17 protein-coding genes, 2 tRNA genes and 2 pseudogenes are annotated in these 19,393 nt (G+C 64.0%); 4 read left to right on the top strand and 17 right to left on the bottom strand.

Annotation, left to right across the window (positions count from 1 at the left end; genetic code table 11):
• Positions 1–193: 193 nt before the first annotated feature.
• The 7 genes and pseudogenes from OS914_RS11205 to OS914_RS11175 all read right to left on the bottom strand — a co-directional run.
• A pseudogene (locus OS914_RS11205) lies at positions 194–986 on the bottom strand (D-alanine--D-alanine ligase family protein); the annotation flags it as partial.
• A 338-nt stretch (positions 987–1,324) separates the two neighbouring features.
• Positions 1,325–1,687, bottom strand: coding sequence for a hypothetical protein (locus tag OS914_RS11200; protein WP_267546145.1), 363 nt, complete (start codon positions 1,685–1,687; stop codon positions 1,325–1,327).
• 334 nt (positions 1,688–2,021) lie between these two features.
• Complete coding sequence (locus tag OS914_RS11195; protein ID WP_267546144.1) at positions 2,022–3,170, bottom strand: D-alanine--D-alanine ligase family protein; 1,149 nt, start codon at positions 3,168–3,170, stop codon at positions 2,022–2,024.
• Positions 3,167–4,225, bottom strand: a complete 1,059-nt coding sequence (locus tag OS914_RS11190) for an NAD(P)H-dependent glycerol-3-phosphate dehydrogenase (RefSeq protein WP_267546143.1) — start codon at positions 4,223–4,225, stop codon at positions 3,167–3,169. Before OS914_RS11190 ends, OS914_RS11195 begins: the two co-directional genes overlap by 4 nt.
• A gap of 185 nt (positions 4,226–4,410) precedes the next feature.
• Positions 4,411–5,091 (bottom strand): annotated as a pseudogene (locus OS914_RS11185) (lysophospholipid acyltransferase family protein); the annotation flags it as partial.
• A 99-nt stretch (positions 5,092–5,190) separates the two neighbouring features.
• Positions 5,191–6,546, bottom strand: coding sequence for a UDP-N-acetylglucosamine 1-carboxyvinyltransferase (gene murA, locus OS914_RS11180; protein WP_267546142.1), 1,356 nt, complete (start codon positions 6,544–6,546; stop codon positions 5,191–5,193).
• Positions 6,547–6,687: 141 nt separating this feature from the next.
• Complete coding sequence (locus tag OS914_RS11175) at positions 6,688–6,867, bottom strand: hypothetical protein (protein ID WP_267546141.1); 180 nt, start codon at positions 6,865–6,867, stop codon at positions 6,688–6,690.
• A 92-nt stretch (positions 6,868–6,959) separates the two neighbouring features.
• On the opposite strand from OS914_RS11175, the gene OS914_RS11170 reads away from it, so the two are divergent.
• Positions 6,960–7,910 carry a hypothetical protein gene (locus OS914_RS11170; RefSeq protein ID WP_267546140.1) on the top strand — a complete coding sequence of 317 codons (951 nt, stop codon included), beginning with the start codon at positions 6,960–6,962 and terminating at the stop codon, positions 7,908–7,910.
• Positions 7,911–8,073: 163 nt separating this feature from the next.
• Here the strand turns inward: OS914_RS11170 and leuD are convergent, their stop codons facing one another.
• Together leuD and leuC are read right to left on the bottom strand one after the other, a co-directional pair.
• Positions 8,074–8,673, bottom strand: a complete 600-nt coding sequence (leuD, locus tag OS914_RS11165) for a 3-isopropylmalate dehydratase small subunit (RefSeq protein WP_267546139.1) — start codon at positions 8,671–8,673, stop codon at positions 8,074–8,076.
• Between the two features lie 9 nt (positions 8,674–8,682).
• A complete protein-coding gene (gene leuC / locus OS914_RS11160) occupies positions 8,683–10,227 on the bottom strand; it encodes a 3-isopropylmalate dehydratase large subunit (protein WP_267546138.1) in 1,545 nt (514 codons plus the stop codon).
• Between the two features lie 198 nt (positions 10,228–10,425).
• On the opposite strand from leuC, the gene OS914_RS11155 reads away from it, so the two are divergent.
• Positions 10,426–11,145 carry an IclR family transcriptional regulator gene (locus OS914_RS11155; RefSeq protein ID WP_267546137.1) on the top strand — a complete coding sequence of 240 codons (720 nt, stop codon included), beginning with the start codon at positions 10,426–10,428 and terminating at the stop codon, positions 11,143–11,145.
• Between the two features lie 80 nt (positions 11,146–11,225).
• Positions 11,226–11,789 carry a DUF1697 domain-containing protein gene (locus OS914_RS11150; protein ID WP_267546136.1) on the top strand — a complete coding sequence of 188 codons (564 nt, stop codon included), beginning with the start codon at positions 11,226–11,228 and terminating at the stop codon, positions 11,787–11,789.
• 58 nt (positions 11,790–11,847) lie between these two features.
• On the opposite strand, the gene OS914_RS11145 is transcribed toward OS914_RS11150, so the two are convergent.
• The 8 genes from OS914_RS11145 to OS914_RS11110 all read right to left on the bottom strand — a co-directional run bounded on the left by OS914_RS11145 (position 11,848) and on the right by OS914_RS11110 (position 17,938).
• Positions 11,848–11,920 (bottom strand) — tRNA-Glu (locus tag OS914_RS11145).
• Between the two features lie 68 nt (positions 11,921–11,988).
• Positions 11,989–12,060: transfer RNA gene (locus tag OS914_RS11140), tRNA-Gln, on the bottom strand.
• 124 nt (positions 12,061–12,184) lie between these two features.
• Positions 12,185–13,684: a glutamate--tRNA ligase gene (gltX, locus tag OS914_RS11135; protein ID WP_267546135.1), complete on the bottom strand. Its 1,500-nt coding sequence runs from the start codon at positions 13,682–13,684 to the stop codon at positions 12,185–12,187.
• A 39-nt stretch (positions 13,685–13,723) separates the two neighbouring features.
• Positions 13,724–14,500, bottom strand: coding sequence for a fumarylacetoacetate hydrolase family protein (locus OS914_RS11130; protein ID WP_267546134.1), 777 nt, complete (start codon positions 14,498–14,500; stop codon positions 13,724–13,726).
• A 39-nt stretch (positions 14,501–14,539) separates the two neighbouring features.
• The gene (locus OS914_RS11125) at positions 14,540–14,944 is read right to left on the bottom strand and encodes a PIN domain-containing protein (RefSeq protein WP_267546133.1); all 405 of its coding nucleotides are present in this window, start codon (positions 14,942–14,944) and stop codon (positions 14,540–14,542) included.
• Positions 14,941–15,276, bottom strand: a complete 336-nt coding sequence (locus tag OS914_RS11120) for a FitA-like ribbon-helix-helix domain-containing protein (RefSeq protein WP_267546132.1) — start codon at positions 15,274–15,276, stop codon at positions 14,941–14,943. Before OS914_RS11120 ends, OS914_RS11125 begins: the two co-directional genes overlap by 4 nt.
• Before the next feature lie 348 nt (positions 15,277–15,624).
• Positions 15,625–16,737 (bottom strand): branched-chain amino acid aminotransferase, encoded by a 1,113-nt coding sequence (locus OS914_RS11115; protein WP_267546131.1) that lies wholly within the window; start codon positions 16,735–16,737, stop codon positions 15,625–15,627.
• A 148-nt stretch (positions 16,738–16,885) separates the two neighbouring features.
• Positions 16,886–17,938, bottom strand: coding sequence for a 3-isopropylmalate dehydrogenase (locus tag OS914_RS11110; protein WP_267546130.1), 1,053 nt, complete (start codon positions 17,936–17,938; stop codon positions 16,886–16,888).
• A 233-nt stretch (positions 17,939–18,171) separates the two neighbouring features.
• Here OS914_RS11110 and OS914_RS11105 point away from each other — a divergent pair, with 233 nt between their 5' ends.
• Positions 18,172–19,392, top strand: coding sequence for a sensor histidine kinase (locus tag OS914_RS11105; protein ID WP_420713936.1), 1,221 nt, complete (start codon positions 18,172–18,174; stop codon positions 19,390–19,392).
• Position 19,393: the final 1 nt, after the last annotated feature.

Genomic DNA, 19,393 nt, shown 5'->3' with positions numbered 1-19,393 from the left:
ACCATAGACGGCAGGACACGCCGTAGTCCTTGATTTCCCACATTCCTAAGTCAGGAGAACCAACAAATCTTCGAACCGTCACTCATACGAACGTCTAAGTATGACAGGAGATTCGTCCCTGCAACGAATCCTAACCAGTGGATCGTCAGCATCAGCGGGGGTACCCGCAGGCGTCCACACCCCGCCGTCGCCCCTAACGCAGGCCGGTTTTGCGGTTCAGCGCCAGCTGAAGGATCCCCGTCGATCGGGTCCAAATAGGCCACGCCGGACGCGGCCCACATTTGCGGGTACATGGATTTGGGCGTGAACCCGGGCATGGTGTTGATCTCGTTAATGATGATTTCGCCCTCGGCCGTGTAGAAAAAGTCGACCCGGGAGGGGCCTTCCGCGCCCACGGCGTCGAAGACCACTGCGGCCAGGTCGCGGATCTTCGACATCACGTCAGCCGGTAGGTCAGCCGGACAGCTCAGCGCGGCCGCGTTGTCCTGAACGTATTTGGCGGTGTAATCGTAAAATGCGTGGTGCGTGTCCGTCACCACGATCTCCCCGGGTATGGACGTCCGCAGCGGCTCGCTCCCGGCACCCTCCAGCACAGCACACTCAATTTCGCGGCCGACAATGCCGGCTTCGATGACGAGCTTGAGATCGTGCCTGCGTGCCTCCTCGATCGCGGCTGGAAGTTCCTCAAGGCTGTCCAGCTTGGAAATGCCCATCGAGGAGCCGGCGCGGGCCGGTTTGACGAAGACGGGAAAACCCAGCGCGGCAACGCTGTCCCGCACGGTTTGCGGGTCATTGGTCCACTGCCGGTCCGTGACGGCCATGTAAGGCCCCACGTCCAGCCCCGCGGCGGCGAAGACCACCTTCATAAAGTGCTTGTCCATCCCGACGGCGGAGGCCAGCATACCGACACCCACGTAGCGGGTATCGGCGAGCTCCAACAGCCCCTGGACCACGCCATCCTCACCGAACGGGCTGCCGCTCAACGGCCCTCTCAGTACCAACCAGCAAACTGGACCGTGACCTCGTCGTAGGGGTGGCCGAGAGCATGATCTACTGTTGGCTTATATGCACAATAGTAGATGTCTGTAGAACGATCCCCATGAAATTGCGAAATTTTCTCGCCGGAATTAGCCCCTCCCTGAACCTGGGTAGGGCCGTGTGTTCTGGCCCGAGCCGAGGCAAGAATTACCGCGTCTTGGTTCAGCGGTTCCTACCGGGGGGTAACGGGGCTCGCTCGCCAGTTACGGCAAACTCTTGGATCACTGCGACCCTGCAGTCTCTCCTCTTTCCTTTCGCGTGGTTCAGTGTCACCTCACCACAGAGACTACGAAGCGTTAGCTGGCCAGCTGTGTTGTGACAACAGCAGGAGCACAGCCTCGCGCACTAGTTCGCTCTGCCCCTTGCCGGTCTGCTCTTCCAGCTGCTTGAATGCGGCGAAGTCCGCCTCGGGGATGCGGCCGCGGACAGTGGGCGATTCCCCGCGCGCATGTTTCTGGCCGACCTTTGGCCGGCCCGGCCGCAACGCGGCGTTCAAGGCTTCCTCGGTTCCATACTCGCGAAGCAGGAAGGTGCGACCAGCCTCAGTAGCATCCCTACCATGCAGTGCCTTTTCGACGCCGCGAATCTCGGCGTCAGATTCGGTTAACCGCGCCGCAAGGGCGTCGTAGTCAATCTCACGTTCTACCATCGGAGTGCTCCTCTCGGTATCGACGAAATTTCGGGCCAAGCGGCATCGCATGGAAAATCGATGACTCCCGACCGGTGTTCGGAAACTCGTGAACCAGGATCTCAAGCTCACGATCAGTCTGAACGTGCTCGGGACCGATGTACAGCATGATCCGGCCGTCTACGGGCTGCTCGTTTAGCTGCTGCACAAACGTCGCGTGCAGAATCGCGTACACCTGATTCTGCCGGGCGACGCCATGTTTGTAGCTTGACGGCAGCCGACACGGTGTCCTAATCCAAGCCTACTTTTTGTAACCGAGTTTACGAGCATAGTTTTGTAGCTGGCGCCGCGGCCCCTACCGCAGGCCGGTCTTCCGGTTTAGCGCCAGCTGAAGGAGCTCGTCGATCAGGTCGGGATAAGCCACCCCGGACGCGGCCCACATTTGCGGGTACATGGATTTGGGCGTGAACCCGGGCATGGTGTTGATCTCGTTAATGATGATTGCGCCCTCGGTCGTGTAGAAAAAGTCCACCCGGGAAAGGCCCTCCGCGCCCACGGCGTCGAAGGCGACTGCGGCGAGGTCACGGATCTTCGACATCACGTCAGCGGGTAGGTCAGCCGGACAGCTTAGAGCGGCGGCGTTGTCTTGAACGTATTTGGCGGTGAAATCGTAAAACGCGTGGTGCGTGTCCGTGACCACTATCTCACCGGCCATAGACGTTCGCGGCGGCTCGCTCCCGGCTCCCTCCAGCACGGCACACTCAATTTCGCGGCCGACGATGCCAGCTTCGATCACGAGCTTGAGATCGTGCTGGCGGGCCTCCTCGATCGCGGCTGGCAGTTCCTCAAGGCTATCCACCTTGGAAATACCCATCGAGGAGCCGGCGCGGGCCGGTTTGACGAAGACGGGGAAGCCCAGCGCGGCTACGCTGTCCCGCACGGTTTGCGGGTCGTTGGTCCACTGCCGGTCCGTGACGGCCACGTAGGGCCCCACGTCCAGCCCGGCGGCGGCGAAGACCACCTTCATGAAGTGCTTGTCCATCCCGACGGCGGAGGCCAGCACGCCGGCGCCAACGTAGCGGGTGTCGGTGAGTTCCAGCAGCCCCTGGACCGTACCATCCTCGCCGTACGGGCCGTGCAGGACGGGGAAAACCACGTCTACGTTGCCGAGTTCCCGCGGGACTTGGTTGGGCGCGGTCACCATCAGCTGCGGGGCACCGCCGCTGCCGCTCAGCGACACGGTAGCGTTCGACGGCGCCACTTCCGGCAGCTGCCCCGAGCTCAGTGACCAGGTGGTCGGCTCCCCCGAGGCGAGCACCCACTGCCCGGTCTTGGTGATGCCGATTGGAATCACGTCGTATTTTTCATTGTCGATGGCGCCCAGGACGCCGGCGGCGGTCACGCAACTGACGGCGTGTTCGCTGGAACGGCCGCCGAACAGGACCGCAACCCGGGGCCGGCGGGTGGACGCGGAGGCGGACGCGGGGCTGCTGTACGTATTCACGCTTGAATTTCACCTTCGGATTTCAGGTCCCGCCCCATCAGCAGCGGACCAAGTTCGTCAATGGAAAGCTTTCCCGCCAGCACCGCCACCACTGCTTGGGTGATCGGCATCTCGATGCCCAGTTGGCGCGCCAGATCATGCACGGCCTGGCCGGATTTGATTCCCTCCGCGGTCTGCGTCATGCGCTGGCCCACCTGCTCCAGGGTCAGCCCCTCGCCCAGCAGCCGGCCGGCCGTGCGGTTGCGGCTCAGCGGGGACGAACAGGTGGCCACCAGGTCGCCGAGCCCGGCCAGCCCGGCCATAGTCTCAGCCTCGCCCCCCAGCGCCAGGGCAAGCCGGGTGGTTTCGGCCAGTCCGCGGGTGATCACCGAGGCCTTGGTGTTATCCCCCATCAGCTTGCCGTCGCAGATGCCCACGGCCAGCGCGATGATGTTTTTGACGATCCCGCCGATCTCCACGCCCACCACGTCGGTATTGGTGTACGGCCGGAAGTACGACGGCGTGCAGACGGCGGCAATCCACGCGGCGGTGTCTGCATCCGCGCAGGCCACCACGGAGGCGGTAGGCTCCTGCCGGGCAATTTCCAGCGCCAGGTTGGGCCCGGAGATGACGCCGATCCGCTCGGCGGGCACGTTGAGTTCCTGCGCGATGACCTGGCTCATCCGGGCATCCGTGCCCACTTCCAGCCCCTTCATCAGCGAGACGACGACGGCGGCAGGCGCCACATGCGGCGCCCACATGTGCAGTTGGGCACGCAGCGACTGGGCGGGAACGGCCAGGATGACCAATTCCGCATCGCGGAGCACCTCGGCAGCGTCGGTGGAGGCGGTGATGCTTTTGGGCAGGGCGACGTCTGCGAGGTATTGGCTGTTGCGGTGCGCTGCGTTGATTTCCTGCACTACTTCGGCGCGGCGGCCCCAAATCATGATGGCGCGGTCGGTCCCGCCGGCGGCATCGCCGAGGACCTTGGCGAAGGTTGTCCCCCAGCTGCCGGCGCCCAGGACCGCGATCTTCGTCGGAGCTGGACGCGGTGCGGGCCCCTGCTCGAGGGTCACGAGGCGTCCCCGGTGGGCTGCGCACCGTCCGGGCTTTCGCCGTCGGCCGCTGTTCCTCCGGTGGGCTGCGCACCCGCGGACGTTCCGCCGTCGCCCGCTGTTCCTCCGGTGGGCTGCGCACCTGCGGACGTTCCGCCGTCGGCCGCCGCACCACTAGCCGCCACACCACTGGCCGCCACACCAGTAGCGGGACTGGCATCCCCGCGCTCCACGTAGCGGCCGTGCGACTTTTGCGCGTGGGCCTTGGGATCCCAGCGCACCGCCGGCGGCTCCTCGCCGCGCAGCTGCGCCAGCAGGGCCGTCATGTCGTCCAAAATGACCGTCGTGGCGGCGTCCAGGGTTGCCCGGTCCAGCGGAGCGTCCTTGAAACGGCTCAGATCCACCGGGTCGCCGACCAGCACGCGGACCGTCTTGCGGGGAAAGATGTGCACCCGCTTGGCGTAGCGCGGAAACGCCTCCTGCGCACCCCAATGCGCCACCGGCACCACCGGGGCCCCGGTCATCAGTGCCAGCCTGGCTGCGCCGGTGTGCCCGCGCATCGGCCACAGGTCAGGATCCCGGGTGAGCGTTCCCTCCGGGTAGACAATGATCGCGCCGCCTTCGTCCAGCACCGCACGGGCCAGCTCCAGCGACTTTCCGGCCGTGGAACCGGCGCGCTGCACCGGAATCTGCCGGGCACCGCGAAGCACCGTGCCTACCAGCGGCGTGCGGAAGAGCCCGTCCTTGGCCATGAAGTGCGGCATGATGTCTTGGTTGTACAGCATGTGCCCGACAACGATCGGATCAATCTCGGTGCAGTGCGTGGGGCACATAATGAAGCCTTGGCCCTTGGGCAGCTTTTCCAGCCCCAGCCACTGCTTGCGCATCAGGATGTTCGCCACCGGGCGCAGGGTCCAGGCCGCCACGCCAATCCAGATCCGGGCGCGTTTGGGCAGGCGCTTGGGTATGGTCACCACGGTGTGCTCCTAGCGGCTGGTCTGGGCAGCCGACAGGGATTTGCGGCTGTCATGGACGTCGAAATCGGCGCCCAGATCCTCCAGCTTAGAGGTGAAATGCTCATAGCCGCGGTTGATCACGTCGATGCCCGTGACGCGGGAGGTTCCGGTGGCGGCGAGGGCTGCGATCAGGTGGCTGAAACCGCCGCGCAGATCCGGGATATCGATGTCCGTGCCCTTGAGCTGGGTGGGCCCGGAGACGACGGCCGAATGCAGGAAATTCCGCTGCCCGAAGCGGCACGGGACGCTGCCCAGGCACTCGCGGTGGACCTGGATACTGGCGCCCATCCGCATCAGCGCGTCGGTGAAGCCGAACCGGTTTTCATAGACGGTTTCGTGCACAATGGACACGCCCTCCGCCTGCGTCAGCGCCACGACCAGCGGCTGCTGCCAGTCCGTCATGAAGCCGGGATGCACATCCGTCTCCAACACCAGCGGGTTCAACTTCCCGCCCTGATGGTAAAACCGGATGCCGTCGTCGTCGATGTCCATGCCGCCGCCCACCTTCCGGTAGGTGTTCAGGAACGTCATCATGTCCCGCTGCGAGGCGCCGGCCACGTAGATGTCGCCGCGGGTGACCAGCGCCGCCGATGCCCAGGACGCGGCCTCATTGCGGTCCGGCAAAGCCCGATGTGAGTAGCCGCGGAGCTCCTTGACGCCTTCGATCCGGATGGTGCGGTCCGTCTGGACGCTGATGATGGCGCCCATTTTCTGCAGGACGCAGATCAGGTCCACGATTTCCGGCTCGGTGGCCGCCCCTGCCAGCTCGGTGATGCCGTCCGCGCGGGTAGCGGCCAACAGGACCTGCTCCGTGGCGCCGACGCTGGGGTAGGGCAGGGAAATTTTGGTTCCGTGCAGGCCCTTCGGCGCGGAAATGTGGATGCCGCCCGGGCGCTTTTCGACGACGGCGCCAAACTCGCGGAGCACGTTCAGGTGGTAGTCGATGGGCCGGTCGCCGATTTTGCAGCCGCCCAGGTCCGGGATGAAGGCTTCTCCGATGGCATGGATGAGCGGCCCGCAAAACAGGATCGGGATGCGCGAATCCCCGGCATGGGCGTCAATGGCCGTACTGGGTGCCGTTTTGGCGTTCTGCGGATCCAGGGTCAGGTCTCCGGTGAGCGGATCTTTGACGACGGTCACGCCGTGGATCTGCAGCAGGGAGGTCACCACCTCCACGTCCTTGATCTCCGGAACGTTGCGCAGGACCGAGGGCTCGTTGCCCAGCAGGGCTGCGACCATGGCCTTCGGGACCAGATTCTTGGCTCCCCGAACCGATACCCGCCCCGTCAGGGGCACACCGCCACGAACCGTCAGCACACTACTCATCTATAACCAGTTTCCTCACACTTTGCTGGCCCGCGACTACTGCCAAGGCCTCGACCAATCATAGTTTCTCCGGTTAGCAGACTGAAATAACCCCGTGTCGCCGCGCCGGGGCGCCTTCTTTCCCGCCGCCGCCGCCGGGCCTCACCCGTCGCCCTGCCGCCGGTCCCGGGCCGCCGTCGCTGTCGTGCTCCCGTCGTCGTCGCCGCCGTCGCCGTCCCGGGCCGCCGTCGCCGCCGTCGTGCTCCCCTCGTCGTCGTGCTCCCGTCGTCGTTCCTGTTCTGCCGTGTAGATGGACGAACGCCTGTGAAATTTCCATGGCACTTGTCCACCACACGGGCAGAACGTGACCTCGCCGTTCACAATCAACAACAGACCCGTGGCTTAGTCAGCGTCTAAACGGCAGCCTGCTTAGCATGAGTAACTTCACACCGCCACCATGGATCACCTCGGCAGATGCCCCGGACGATGAATATTTCTCCCGCAGGTTGTCCCGGCGCGCCAAGTCCGGCGAGCTCACGCGTGTACGGCAAGGGCTGTATCTGCCGACCACTCTCTGGCAAAACCTTAAGCCCTGGGAACAGTATCGGATGCGGATCGAGGCAGTTCACCGGACGGCACGTTCGGCTCCGATTTTCTGCCTGCGTGCCTCCGCGCAAGTGTGGGGAATTCCCGTCATAACCATTCCGGCAACCGTAGACACGTTTGAAGGCCGTTCGGGCGGAGGGCATTCAGGGGCCGGCGTTCATCGGCACCGAACAGATCTGGCGAAAGTCTGCACGGCGCGGGTAGACGGGCTGACCGTGACGTCCAAGCTACAGACGGCACGTGATCTTGCGGTGGTTCTGCCCTTTCCCGAGGCCGTGGCGGCAATGGATCGGATCCTGTCCCCGCGATTGTTAGTGGGAGAACGAAGATCCCGCCCGATCCAGAAGAGCCAAATGGAAATCTCTATGACGCTCCTACCGCATGCAAACCACATCAGGCGGGTTGAACGGGTGCTGGCCTTCGCCGACGGGCTGTCCGGATCACCTGGCGAATCGCTCAGCCGGGCCTACATGATGCAGTTCGGGTTCCCCGCACCAGAGCTGCAGCACGAGGTTCGGGACGGGCAGGGCCGGATCGGCTATATGGACTTTTACTGGAAGGAGCTCGGATTGGTCGGCGAATTTGATGGCTGGGTCAAATATTCGCTCGGTGAATACCTCGCCGGCGATTTACCGGCGGAGGCGCTGTGGAAGGAGAAAGTCCGCGAAGACCGGATCAGGGCTACGGGATTGCGGGTGACCCGCTGGATGTGGACCGAGGTCAGCAACCCCGAATTATTGCGTCAACGGCTGTTGGGCGCTGGGCTGCGGCCGCTATGACGTCGTGATCCCGCCGTTTCCCGCGTCCGCAGTGCGCATCCCCGGGTCCGCGCCCCGCAGTGTTTGGCCATACAAATGGACAGGTGCCGCGGAAATTTCCACGGCACCTGTCCATTTCACCGGCATCCCAGCGGGAGCGCCCGGGCTACGCGCCGCGCCCGGGCTACGTGCGGGCCGGGAGGGTGCTGGGTTTGAACGCCGGACGGGTGGCCTCGAAGGCGGTGATGTCCTCTTCGTGGCGCAGGGTCAGGCCGATGTCGTCCAGCCCCTCCAGCAGGCGCCAGCGGGTGTAATCATCGATGGAAAACGGCGCCACGACGGTGCCGCAGTGCACGGTTTTGCTGTCCAGATCCACGGTGATCTCGGTACCCGGGGCGTTCTCCAGCACCTTCCAGATCAACTCGATGTCATCTTGGGCCAATTCGGCGGCCAGCAGCCCCTGCTTGCCCGAGTTTCCGCGGAAAATGTCCGCGAACCGGGAGGAGAGCACGGCCTTGAACCCGTAGTCCTTCAGCGCCCAGACGGCGTGCTCCCGCGAGGACCCGGTGCCGAAGTCCGCCCCCGCCACCAGCACGGAACCGGCGTCAAAGGGCTTCTGGTTGAGAATGAACTCGGGATTCTTCCGCCAGCTGGAAAACAGTGCATCTTCGAAGCCGGTGCGGGTGATGCGCTTGAGGTACACGGCGGGAATGATCTGATCCGTATCGACATTGCTCTGCCGCAGCGGGACGCCGATTCCGGTATGCGTGGTGAATTTCTCCATGACTATCTCCTAGTTGACCGTGGACTCGGCGTACGGGGATTCGGCGGGCTCTGCCAGCGAGGCGGGATCCACCAGCGGGGTGCCGGTGTCCGGCTCGGTGCGCGGGGGCAGGTCCGACGGCGAACTGAGCGTTCCGCGCACGGCCGTGGCCGCGGCGACAACCGGGGACACCAAATGGGTCCGCCCACCCTTGCCCTGCCGGCCCTCAAAGTTGCGGTTCGACGTGGAGGCGCAGCGCTCCCCCGGTGCCAGCTGGTCCGGGTTCATGCCCAGGCACATCGAGCAGCCGGCAAAGCGCCATTCCGCGCCAAAGTCCGTGAACACCTTGTCCAGTCCCTCGGCCTCGGCGTCTAACCGGACGCGGGCGGAGCCGGGCACCACCAACATGCGGATCTTCGGATCCTTGGTGCGTCCGCGGATGATGTCCGCGGCGGCGCGCAGATCCTCGACGCGGGAGTTGGTGCAGGAGCCCAGGAAGACGGTGTCCACCCGGATGTCCTTCATCGGCGTACCGGCGGCCAGATCCATGTACGCCAGCGCCCGCTCCGCCGCGGCCTTGGCGTTCTCGTCGCCGAAGTCCTCCGGCGAGGGCACACTGCCGCTGAGAGATACGCCCTGCCCCGGGTTGGTCCCCCAGGTGACGAACGGTTCCAACGTATCAGCGTCGAGGTCAACAGCGGCGTCGAAAGTGGCGCCGTCGTCGGTCTTCAGCGTTCGCCAATAGTCGACGGCGGCATCCCAGTCGGCGCCCTGCGGCGCGTGCGGGCGCCCCTTGAGGAACTCGAAGGTCGTCTCGTCCGGGGCCACCATGCCCGCGCGCGCCCCCGCTTCGATGGACATGTTACAGATGGTCATCCGGGCTTCCATGGAGAGCGCACGGATGGCCGAGCCGCGGTATTCCAGCACGTAGCCCTGGCCCCCGCCGGTACCGATTTTGGCGATCACGGCCAGGATGATGTCCTTGGAACTCACGCCCGGACGTAGGGTGCCTTCGACGTTGATGGCCATGGTTTTGAACGGCTTCAACGGCAGCGTCTGGGTGGCCATCACATGCTCCACCTCGGAGGTGCCGATGCCCATCGCCAGGGCTCCGAACGCCCCGTGCGTGGACGTGTGCGAGTCGCCGCAGACCACCGTCATACCCGGCTGGGTGAGACCGAGCTGCGGGCCGATGATGTGCACAATGCCTTGGTTGGCATCGCCCAGGGAGTGCAGCCGGACGCCGAATTCACGACAGTTTTCGCGCAGCTTTTCGATCTGCGTCCGGCTGGTCAGGTCCGCAATCGGTTTGTCGATCGCCAGCGTCGGGGTGTTGTGGTCCTCGGTGGCGATGGTCAGGTCCGGGCGGCGCAGCGGACGGCCGGCCAGGCGAAGCCCCTCAAAAGCCTGCGGGGACGTGACCTCATGAATCAGATGAAGGTCGATGTAAAGCAGATCGGGCTGGGCAGCGTCGCCCGTACCCTCGCCCTTGCGGACAATGTGATCCTCCCAGACCTTTTCCGCCAGGGTCTTCGCCCCAGCTGAGCGGCGTCCGGCAATCCGTACTTCGGTCACGGCCAGTTCCCTTCATCAGTGGCATCTGGTCTGCACCGCCGTTGGGCCGCATCCGGATGCCGGTTCTTGCCTCGTCAAATGGCCACATAAACGTACTGTGACCGTTGGCGTTGTATGTCATCAACTGAACCAGCATCACCAGGGGCTGCGCCAGCGAATCGATTTGCATCTCACATGTTGAGACGGCAATATCATTACATGGACAATTCTAGCGGTGTTGGTGTCATCGATAAAGCGGCCCAGGTCCTGGACGCTTTAGAAGCCGGACCGACCACTCTGGCCCAGCTCGTCGCCGCCACCGGGCTGGCCCGGCCCACCGTCCACCGTCTCGCCTCGGCGCTGGTGCATCACCGGCTGGTCAGCCGCGATATCCAGGGCAGATTCGTTTTGGGCAGCCGGCTGGTGGAGCTGGCCTCCGCGGCCGGCGAGGACAGGCTGATCGCGGCCGCCGGGCCCGTACTGCTTCAGCTGCGCGACGTCACGGGTGAGAGCGCCCAGATTTTCCGCCGGCAGGGCGATTCACGGGTCTGCGTGGCGTCGGCCGAGCGGCCCATTGGCCTGCGCGACACCATCCCGGTGGGCACGCAGCTGAGCATGAAAGCCGGTTCCGCCGCCCAGGTACTGCTGGCCTGGGAGGACAATGAACGGCTGTTGGACGGACTGCAGAACGCCCGCTTCACACCCACCGTGCTAGCCGGAGTCCGCCGTCGCGGCTGGGGACAAAGCCTGGGCGAGCGTGAAATGGGCGTGGCCTCCGTCTCGGCTCCCGTGCGCGGACCCTCCGGCCGCGTCATTGCCGCTGTCTCCATTTCCGGCCCGATCGAGCGCCTCACGCGCCAGCCCGGCCGGCTGCACGCCGAAATCGTCTGTGGTGCGGCCCGGACGCTCACCGAAGCGCTGCGCAAAACCACCGACTGAGAAAAGCTGGGGCCCAACGCACTGGCGCTCTTCGACCGGGGCCAGAATCCACCGCTGCCTTCGGACGCTATTCTGATCCCATGGACAGCAATCCCGACCCCTCGCCCGACAACCACTACGCAATCTTCCTGCGCGGCGTGAACGTCGGCGGTATCAATATCAAGATGGCCGAGCTCAAGCGCGCCCTCATCCAACTCCCCCTGCACAGCGTCGGCACCCTGCTGGCCAGCGGAAATATCATCTGCCGGGCCGCCCTGGGGCCCGGCGAGCTCAAGTCCACGGTAGAGAAATGCCTACGCGACAGCTTCGGCTACGACGCCTGGGTAGTTGTGCTCACTGCGTCCCGGCTCGCCGAACTCATCGCGGCCTGCCCGTACCCGGCGGACTCCGGCGAACAGCACAGCTACGTCACCCTGGGCTCGGATCCTGACATCCTGGCCGAGCTCTTCGCCCTCGCCGAACAACTTCCAGACGCGGACCAGGTCAGCCTTGGCCCGGAGGCAATGGCCTGGCAGGCACCCGTCGGAGGCACGCTGGAGAGTCCGTTCAGCAAGCTGTCGGCCAAGTCCAGATACAAATCCAGTACGACGACGAGAAACCTCCGCACGCTGGTGAAAGTACGGGACGCCCTGGCTCGGCTCTGAGATGTGCACACAAAAAAGCCCCCAACCGGACGATCTGCCGGATGAGAGCTTTCTGCTGTGACCCCAGCGGGATTCGAACCCGCGTTACCGCCGTGAGAGGGCAGCGTACTAGGCCGCTATACGATGGGGCCCTAATACATTCGATTACTACCGTCGAAAATCCCTGCAGTCAGCCCGCAGTTTTTCGGATTTTCGAGCGCTGGGATACCAGGACTCGAACCTAGAATAACGGTACCAGAAACCGTTGTGTTGCCAATTACACCATATCCCAATGGCACTTTTTGCTTGCTCCGTCGATTCTCACAACCGGCAAGCGGCTCAAGCGCCGGAAATAAACTGTACCCGATTCTGACTGAGAGAACAAAACGAACGTCCCGCACCGACCCGCCGCGCAGCTAGCCGCGGAACGCCTGTAACCTCGCCATTGAAGATTCCTTGCCCAGTATCACCATGGACTCGAACAGCGGAGGTGAAATCCGTCGCCCCGAGACCGCCGTCCGTACCGGGCCGAAGGCCAGCCGGGGCTTGAGTCCCAACTCGTCGACCAACGCCTGCCGCAGCGCAGCCTGAATGTTCTCCGCCGTCCAGTCCTGCACCGGCTCCAGCACCGCCATCGCCGCGGCCAGCACCTCGGCAAGGTTCTCCGGCAGACCCTTCCGGGCATCGTCGGCGACATCCACGCCGTCGTCGCCCTTGAACAGGAAGCCGAGCATCTCCGGGGCCTCGCCCAGCAGCGTGATCCGTTCCTGCACCAGCGGCGCAGCCTCGGTGAGGATCTGCTCCTCGCGGTCCGTCAGTTTCTCGCCCAGCAGCCCGGCCGCCTGCAGGTACGGCACTAGGCGGTTCCGGAAATCCTCGGCGTCGAGCAGGCGCACGTGGGTGCCGTTGATGGCCTCAGCCTTCTTGACGTCGAATCGGGCAGGGTTGCCCAGCACGTCGTGGATGTCAAAGTGCTCAATGAGCTGCTGCACCGTGAAAATGTCCTCGTCGGCGGACAGCGACCAGCCGAGCAGCGAGAGGTAATTCAGCAGACCCTCGGGGATGAAGCCGTGCTCCCGGTGCAGGAAGAGGTTGCTCTCCGGGTCCCGCTTGGAGAGCTTCTTGTTCCCCGCCCCCATCACATACGGCAGGTGGCCGAAGAGCGGCATGTACTCGGCAATGCCGACGGCGATCAGCGCTCGGTAGAGCGCGAGCTGGCGCGGCGTTGAGCTGAGCAGGTCCTCGCCGCGGAGCACATGGGTGACGCCCATCAAGGCGTCATCCACCGGGTTCACCAGGGTGTACAGCGGAGCTCCGTTGGGCCGGACCAGCACATAGTCCGGGATCGATCCGGCCTTGAAAGTAATCTCCCCGCGGACCAGGTCCGTGAAGGTCAGGTCCTCATCAGGCATCCGCAGCCGAAGCGCCGGCAGCCGGCCCTCGGCCTTGAACGCGGCAATCTGTTCGACCGTCAGGTCTCGGTCGTAATTGTCATACCCGAGCTTGGGGTCACGTCCGGCTGCCTGATGGCGTGACTCAACCTCATCCGGTGAAGAATAGGAGTCATACACAAAGCCACCGGCCATCAGCTTCTCGATCGCCGCTTGGTAAATATTGCCGCGCTGCGACTGCCGGTAAGGAGAGTGCGGACCACCCACCTCCACGCCCTCATCCCAGTCAAGGCCAAGCCATTTGAGGGCTTCCAGAAGCTGGTGATAGCTCTCCTCACTGTCCCGGGCGGCGTCGGTGTCCTCGATCCGGAAAATCAGCTTTCCGCCGGTGTGCCGTGCGTAGGCCCAGTTGAACAGGGCAGTCCGGATCAGACCCACATGCGGGGTACCGGTGGGAGAAGGACAAAACCGGACCCGGACGGGGGTTTCAGCGGTGACGACAGGGAACGCGGCGGAAGTAGTCATAGTGTTTTCAACTTTACCGCCTACCGCCAGCTGCCTTAATCAGCGGCGAACGATCGGATTGGACAGCCGTCCAATTCCCTCAATCTCGATGTCGTACCTGTCCCCGTCCTTGACCAGTCCGACCCCGGAGGGTGTGCCGGTCATAATCACGTCTCCGGGCAACAGTGTGAAGGCCCGGGACACGGTGGAGACCAGATCCCGCACACCCCAGACCATCTGGGCGGTGCTGCCGTTTTGGCGCAGCTCGCCGTTCAGCCAGCCCTTAATGGACAAATCCTCGGTATCGAGCTCCGTCTCGATCCACGGTCCCAGCGGCGCCGACGTATCAAAGCCCTTTGCCCGGGCCCACTGCTGGTCTTCCTGCTGCACATCCCTCGCGGTGAGGTCGTTGCCGCACGTATAACCGAAGATCACCTCATCAACGCGTTCCGCCGGGACATCCTTGCAGATCCGGCCAATGACGACGCACAGCTCGGCCTCGTAGGAGACCTCATCCGAAAATTCGGGCAGCACGATCGGATCATTCGGACCGACTACGGAAGTGTTCGGCTTCAAAAACATCAGCGGCTGCTTGGGCACCTCATTGCCCAGTTCGTGGGCGTGCTCCACGAAGTTGCGGCCGATGCCGATGATCTTGCTGCGCGGAATAATCGGCGCCAGCAACCGCACGTCCGCCAGTTGGTGCCGGACCGAGGTCCGTTCAACGCCATTGAAGAACGGGTCACCCTTGATGACAGTGACTTCCTCACTGCCAGGCTCCCCCTCAACAACGCCGTATTGGGGATCAGAATCTACGACAAACCGAGCAATACGCATGGCTCATACTCTAATCGTTATGGCATCCGGTTTTTCTATTCACGGCGTCACAGTGGGGACACCGAGCCCGGCATATTCTTCCGGCCGCGCCGTCACCAGCTCCGCACCGAACCGCAGGGCCATCGCCGCGGTCAGCAGGTGGGCCAACGGATAGTCGCTACCGTCAGACCGGGAAAGCTGGGCCAGCCGGGCCAGATGTTCCGCGCAATCGAGGTCGAAAGGCACCACCCTCCTGTCCATCACCGTGGTCAGGAATTTGGCAACGGCATTACCAGATGCCATCCGCTCCAGCGCCGGCATGGAACCGGTCGCGGCAAGAATCTCCGCCACGGCCAGCGCAGTAGTGTGCGGACGCTCCGGGTGCAGCTTGAACCAATCGGCGTGGCGCTCGTAGCTGTTGCCGGAAATCAGCTCCAGCAAAACATCAGCGTCCAGGAGCATCATGGTGCGCCGGTCCGATCGGATTGTGCGTCCGTTCGATCCGATTGAACGCCGGTAGGTCGCCCATGCAGGGTGGAGGTCCAGCGGGGAAGTTCCGCATCACAAAGGGCGAATGCCAGTCCCCAGACCTCAAACAGCTCGTCGTACCATTTCGGGACCTTGAGAAGCGCAATCGGAATACGCGCAGGGTCTTCCGCCTGCGCCTCCGGAGAATCCATATGACGCAGAATCATAATCTTGAGTTCGGCCTGCATCGACCTGCCGTTCCGCGCTGCGAGAATACGAAGTTCCCTCAGAACCTCTGGCTCCAGGTATCTGACCGTAAGCGATGGCATAGTTCCTCCCATATCTTGCCTGCAGTGCAACCACTGCATGCACTGATTGCACTGCAGGCAAAGTCTCGGAGCAACTCGTACGCGCAGGGTTGTGGATGAAGCGTGGCCGCTAACCGCTGTGGAGGAAAATCGGGCGACTGCCAGAGAGCCGGGCATACGTGAGGGAGCAGGTCCCTCGTGAAGGAGCCGGCAGCGTGAAGGAGCCGGCAGCGTGAGGGTGGGCGGGGTCGCCGGTGGGGAGCAGATCCGACGACGGCGGCTGCCGCACCGGTGTAGGTACGGCAGCCGCCGTCGGACTAAAGATGGGGACGTGCTCGAAAAACTGTATTCGACATGAGGCAGGAGGCGTCAGGCCAAGCGAGTCAGCCAGCCGTGCGTATCCTCGAGGACTCCGGTCTGGATGCCGAGCAACTGTTCCCGGATACCCATGGCAACGTCGCCGGCCTTGGCATCGGCGGACCCGATGCTTTCGGTCTCGTCCTTGAGCAGGCCGATGGGCGTGATGACCGCTGCTGTACCGCAGGCGAAAACCTCAGTGATCTCGCCCGATGCGATTCCATCGCGCCATTCGGCCAGCGTGATCTTCCGTTCCTGGACGTCCATGCCGCGGTCTTTGGCCAACTGAATGACCGACATCCGGGTGACGCCTTCCAGAATTGTCCCCGTCAACGCCGGGGTCACGAGGCGGCCGTCCTTGAACACGAAGAAGACGTTCATGCCGCCGAGTTCCTCAACGGCATCATCATTAAAAGGATCCAGAAACAGGACCTGCTTGCAGCCGTGGGCCTCGGCCTCCATCTGTGCTGCCAGCGAAGCAGCGTAGTTCCCTCCGCACTTGGCGGCACCAGTCCCGCCGCGGCCGGCACGGGCGTAGTTGTGCGAGATCCAGATGGAAACCGGTTTGAGCTCGCCGCCAAAGTAGTTGCCAGCGGGAGAGGCAATTACGCGGAAGGAAACTTCACGGGCGGGACGCACACCAAGAAATGCCTCGGTGGCAATCATGAAGGGCCGCAGATACAGGCTCTCGCCGTCCCGGCTGGGGATCCATTCCCGATCGGCTTCGATGATGCCACGGATGGCATCGAGGAAAACCTGCTCGGGCAATTGCGGCAACGCCAGCCGTTCGGCCGAGCGGTTCAGCCGGGCCGCGTTGGCCTCCGGGCGGAACGTCCAGACCGAACCGTCGGCATGTTTGTATGCCTTCAGGCCCTCGAAGATCTCCTGACCGTAGTGAAGTACGGCGGCGGCGGGGTCAAGGGAGATCGGACCGTAGGGCTCAATCCGGGCATTGCCCCACGTCCCGTTCGCGTCCGAGTCGGTGCGGTAATCGACAATGGCCGTATGGTCCGTGAAGTAGTCTCCGAACCCTGGGTTGGCCAGGATGGCGGCGCGCTCTTGGGCAGTCTTCCGGTGTGCCGAAAGGTTCTGCGTAAACTCCAGTTCACTTACTGTCTGGGTCATGGTTCCTCCACGTAGTTGTGCACTCCAATGTGCACGCGGTTTGCACTAATCAGCCTACTCCCGCGAGCGGCCGGATTCGGCTCCCACCGGTGGCTGGCGATGCATCATTCGGCCCTCGGCGGTCAATCACTGGGCATCCAGCGCTGCATTACACGGCAGCGCAGATGGCGTCTCCAATGGCCTCGGTGCTGCGGATGACGTCGGGGCTGCGCTGGGCTATGTCCGCGATGACAGCGTGCTCTACCCGTCGGGCGGCGGCGTTGTAACCGAGGTGCTCCAGCAACAGTGCCGCGGAAAGAATGGCCGCCGTCGGATCGGCCTTTTGCTGCCCGGCAATGTCCGGCGCGGAGCCGTGAACCGGCTCGAACATGGAGGGCGCGGTGCGGTCCATGTTGATATTCCCGGACGCCGCGAGGCCTATGCCCCCTGTGACGGCAGCGGCCAGATCGGTGATGATGTCTCCGAAAAGATTATCCGTGACAATCACGTCGAAGCGGGCCGGGTCACTGACCAGGAAGATCATTGCCGCATCCACATGAAGGTAGTCGACGGCGACGTCCGGGAAGTCGGCCCCCACAGCCTCCACCGTCCGCTTCCAAAGGTGTCCGGCGTACACCAGAACATTGTGTTTGTGGACATACGTGAGCTTTTTCCGCGGCCGGGCGCTGGCCCGGCGGAACCCGTCGCGCACCACGCGCTCCACACCGTAGGCAGTATTGACCGAGACCTCCGTGGCGACTTCCTGCGGCGTTCCTACCCGCAGCGCGCCGCCGTTGCCCACGTAGGGGCCCTCGGTGCCTTCGCGGACCACGACAAAATCGATGGGGCCGGGATTTGCCAGCGGGGATGCAACGCCTTGGTAAAGCCTGGACGGGCGCAAATTAACGTAGTGATCCAAGCTAAAACGAAGTTTGAGCAGCATCTCGCGCTCAATCAGCCCGGAGGGAATCCGGGTGTCCCCCGGTGCCGCGCCAACCGCACCAAAAAGGATGGCGTCATGGCCGCGCAATGCCTGCAGCGTCGCGTCGGGCAGCGTTTCCCCGCTCTGCAGCCAGTGTTCGGCGCCGAGCTTGTACTCGGTCAGCTGGAGCTCAACGTCCTCTGCGGCGACGGCTCTTTTCAGGGCCTTGACGGCTTCCGCGACAACTTCGGGACCTATCCCGTCGCCGGGAATGACAGCAATGTTCATCGGTGTACTCATGATTGCCAGCGTAGTCAGCATATCCGCATCATGGACAGCTCATCTCACATTTCGGACACGCTAGTCACGTTCGGACCCGCCACGGCAGTCCTTCCCCTGTTTCCGGTTCCGTTCCGTTCCGTTTCGGGTTCCGTTTCTGTCTCTGTTGCCGCTTCCGTTTCCCCACTGGTGGCCGCCGAAGTCCACCCTTGGCCTGATGACCCGCCCGGCACCATCACCTAGAGTCGTAGATCATGGTTATGCACAGAATCTACGCCTGGTTCCGGGGCCATCTGTTTGCCGTGGACGTGACCCTCGCCGCCGCACTGTGGCTGCTCGTGAATGCCATGATGCTGCTCAATTCCGACGCGCCGGCATCCTTCATCATCGCCTCGGGCCTGATTGTCCCGCTGGCCTGGCGCCGCAGCCGGCCGGTGGCTGCGACGGCGGTGATTGCCGCCGTCGCCATTGTGCAGTGGGCCCTGTCCCTGCCCCAGGCACCGGCCGATATCGCCGTCGTCCTTGTCCTTTACGCTGTTGCGGCCTATGGTCCGCGTTGGGCCAGCATTGGCGGCCTTATTCTGGCGCTGGTGGGTGCCGTCATGTTCATCACCCGTTACAACTTTGATCTGGCCCCCGGGACGATTGCCGGGCTTTCTTCCACGGCTTTTTTGTTGGTGGTGGTGTGGATGCTCGTTCTCTTTAGCTGGACCTTGGGGGATCTGACCCGGACCCGCAGGCTTCGCGAGGAGGCGCTGGAAGGCCGCGCCCGGCGCCTGGAGGTGGAGCAGCAGCAGGAGCTGGCCCTGGCGGCGTCCGATGAAAGGTCGCACATTGCGCGCGAAATGCACGACATCGTGGCGCATTCCCTCTCCGTGATCATCACGCAGGCGGACGGCGGCAGGTACGCCGCTGCTGCGGATCCGGCTGTTGCGGCGCAGACTTTGACGACCATTGCAGAGGCGGGACGAACATCGCTGCAGGAAATGCGCCGGCTGCTGGGGGTGCTGCGCGGGGATGAGGAGGTGTCCACCCGTCCAGTCCCGGGCCTGACGGACATCGATGAACTCCTGCTCGGGTTCCGCGCGGCAGGCCTGGTGCTCGATTTCGAACAGAGCGGCAAGGCCAGGCGCGCCCTGCCGGCGGGCGCGGAGCTGACGGCGTACCGCATTGTCCAGGAGGGCCTAACCAATGTCCTCAAACACGCCGGTCCGCGCGCCGCCGCCACCGCGACGCTGCAGTGGCAGGGCCGGGGGCTGCAAGTTGACGTGCTCGACGACGGCCGTGGAGCCGCGTCGGGCCTGTCCGGTTCCGGCGCCGGCAACGGCACTGGCACTGGCAGTGGCAGTGGCACTGGCCACGGCATCCGCGGTATGCGCGAACGCGTCAGGCTCTACGATGGAACACTGACCGCGAAGCCCGAGCCCGGCGGCGGATTCCGGATCAGCGCATTCATCCCCTATACGGAGGCATAAC

The sequence above is a fragment of the Arthrobacter endolithicus genome (assembly GCF_026627425.1).
Classification (GTDB): Bacteria; Actinomycetota; Actinomycetes; order Actinomycetales; family Micrococcaceae; genus Arthrobacter_M.
This window is presented reverse-complemented; position numbering and strand designations above follow the sequence as displayed.

Coding starts and splice junctions, on each gene's coding strand:
- OS914_RS11200 (WP_267546145.1), bottom strand. CDS start 1,687: ATGGTAGAACGTGAGATTGACTACGACGCCCTTGCGGCGCGGTTAACC.
- murA (WP_267546142.1), bottom strand. CDS start 6,546: ATGAGTAGTGTGCTGACGGTTCGTGGCGGTGTGCCCCTGACGGGGCGG.
- OS914_RS11170 (WP_267546140.1), top strand. CDS start 6,960: ATGAGTAACTTCACACCGCCACCATGGATCACCTCGGCAGATGCCCCG.
- leuD (WP_267546139.1), bottom strand. CDS start 8,673: ATGGAGAAATTCACCACGCATACCGGAATCGGCGTCCCGCTGCGGCAG.
- OS914_RS11155 (WP_267546137.1), top strand. CDS start 10,426: ATGGACAATTCTAGCGGTGTTGGTGTCATCGATAAAGCGGCCCAGGTC.
- OS914_RS11150 (WP_267546136.1), top strand. CDS start 11,226: ATGGACAGCAATCCCGACCCCTCGCCCGACAACCACTACGCAATCTTC.
- gltX (WP_267546135.1), bottom strand. CDS start 13,684: ATGACTACTTCCGCCGCGTTCCCTGTCGTCACCGCTGAAACCCCCGTC.
- OS914_RS11130 (WP_267546134.1), bottom strand. CDS start 14,500: ATGCGTATTGCTCGGTTTGTCGTAGATTCTGATCCCCAATACGGCGTT.
- OS914_RS11125 (WP_267546133.1), bottom strand. CDS start 14,944: ATGATGCTCCTGGACGCTGATGTTTTGCTGGAGCTGATTTCCGGCAAC.
- OS914_RS11120 (WP_267546132.1), bottom strand. CDS start 15,276: ATGCCATCGCTTACGGTCAGATACCTGGAGCCAGAGGTTCTGAGGGAA.
- OS914_RS11115 (WP_267546131.1), bottom strand. CDS start 16,737: ATGACCCAGACAGTAAGTGAACTGGAGTTTACGCAGAACCTTTCGGCA.
- OS914_RS11110 (WP_267546130.1), bottom strand. CDS start 17,938: ATGAGTACACCGATGAACATTGCTGTCATTCCCGGCGACGGGATAGGT.
- OS914_RS11105 (WP_420713936.1), top strand. CDS start 18,172: ATGGTTATGCACAGAATCTACGCCTGGTTCCGGGGCCATCTGTTTGCC.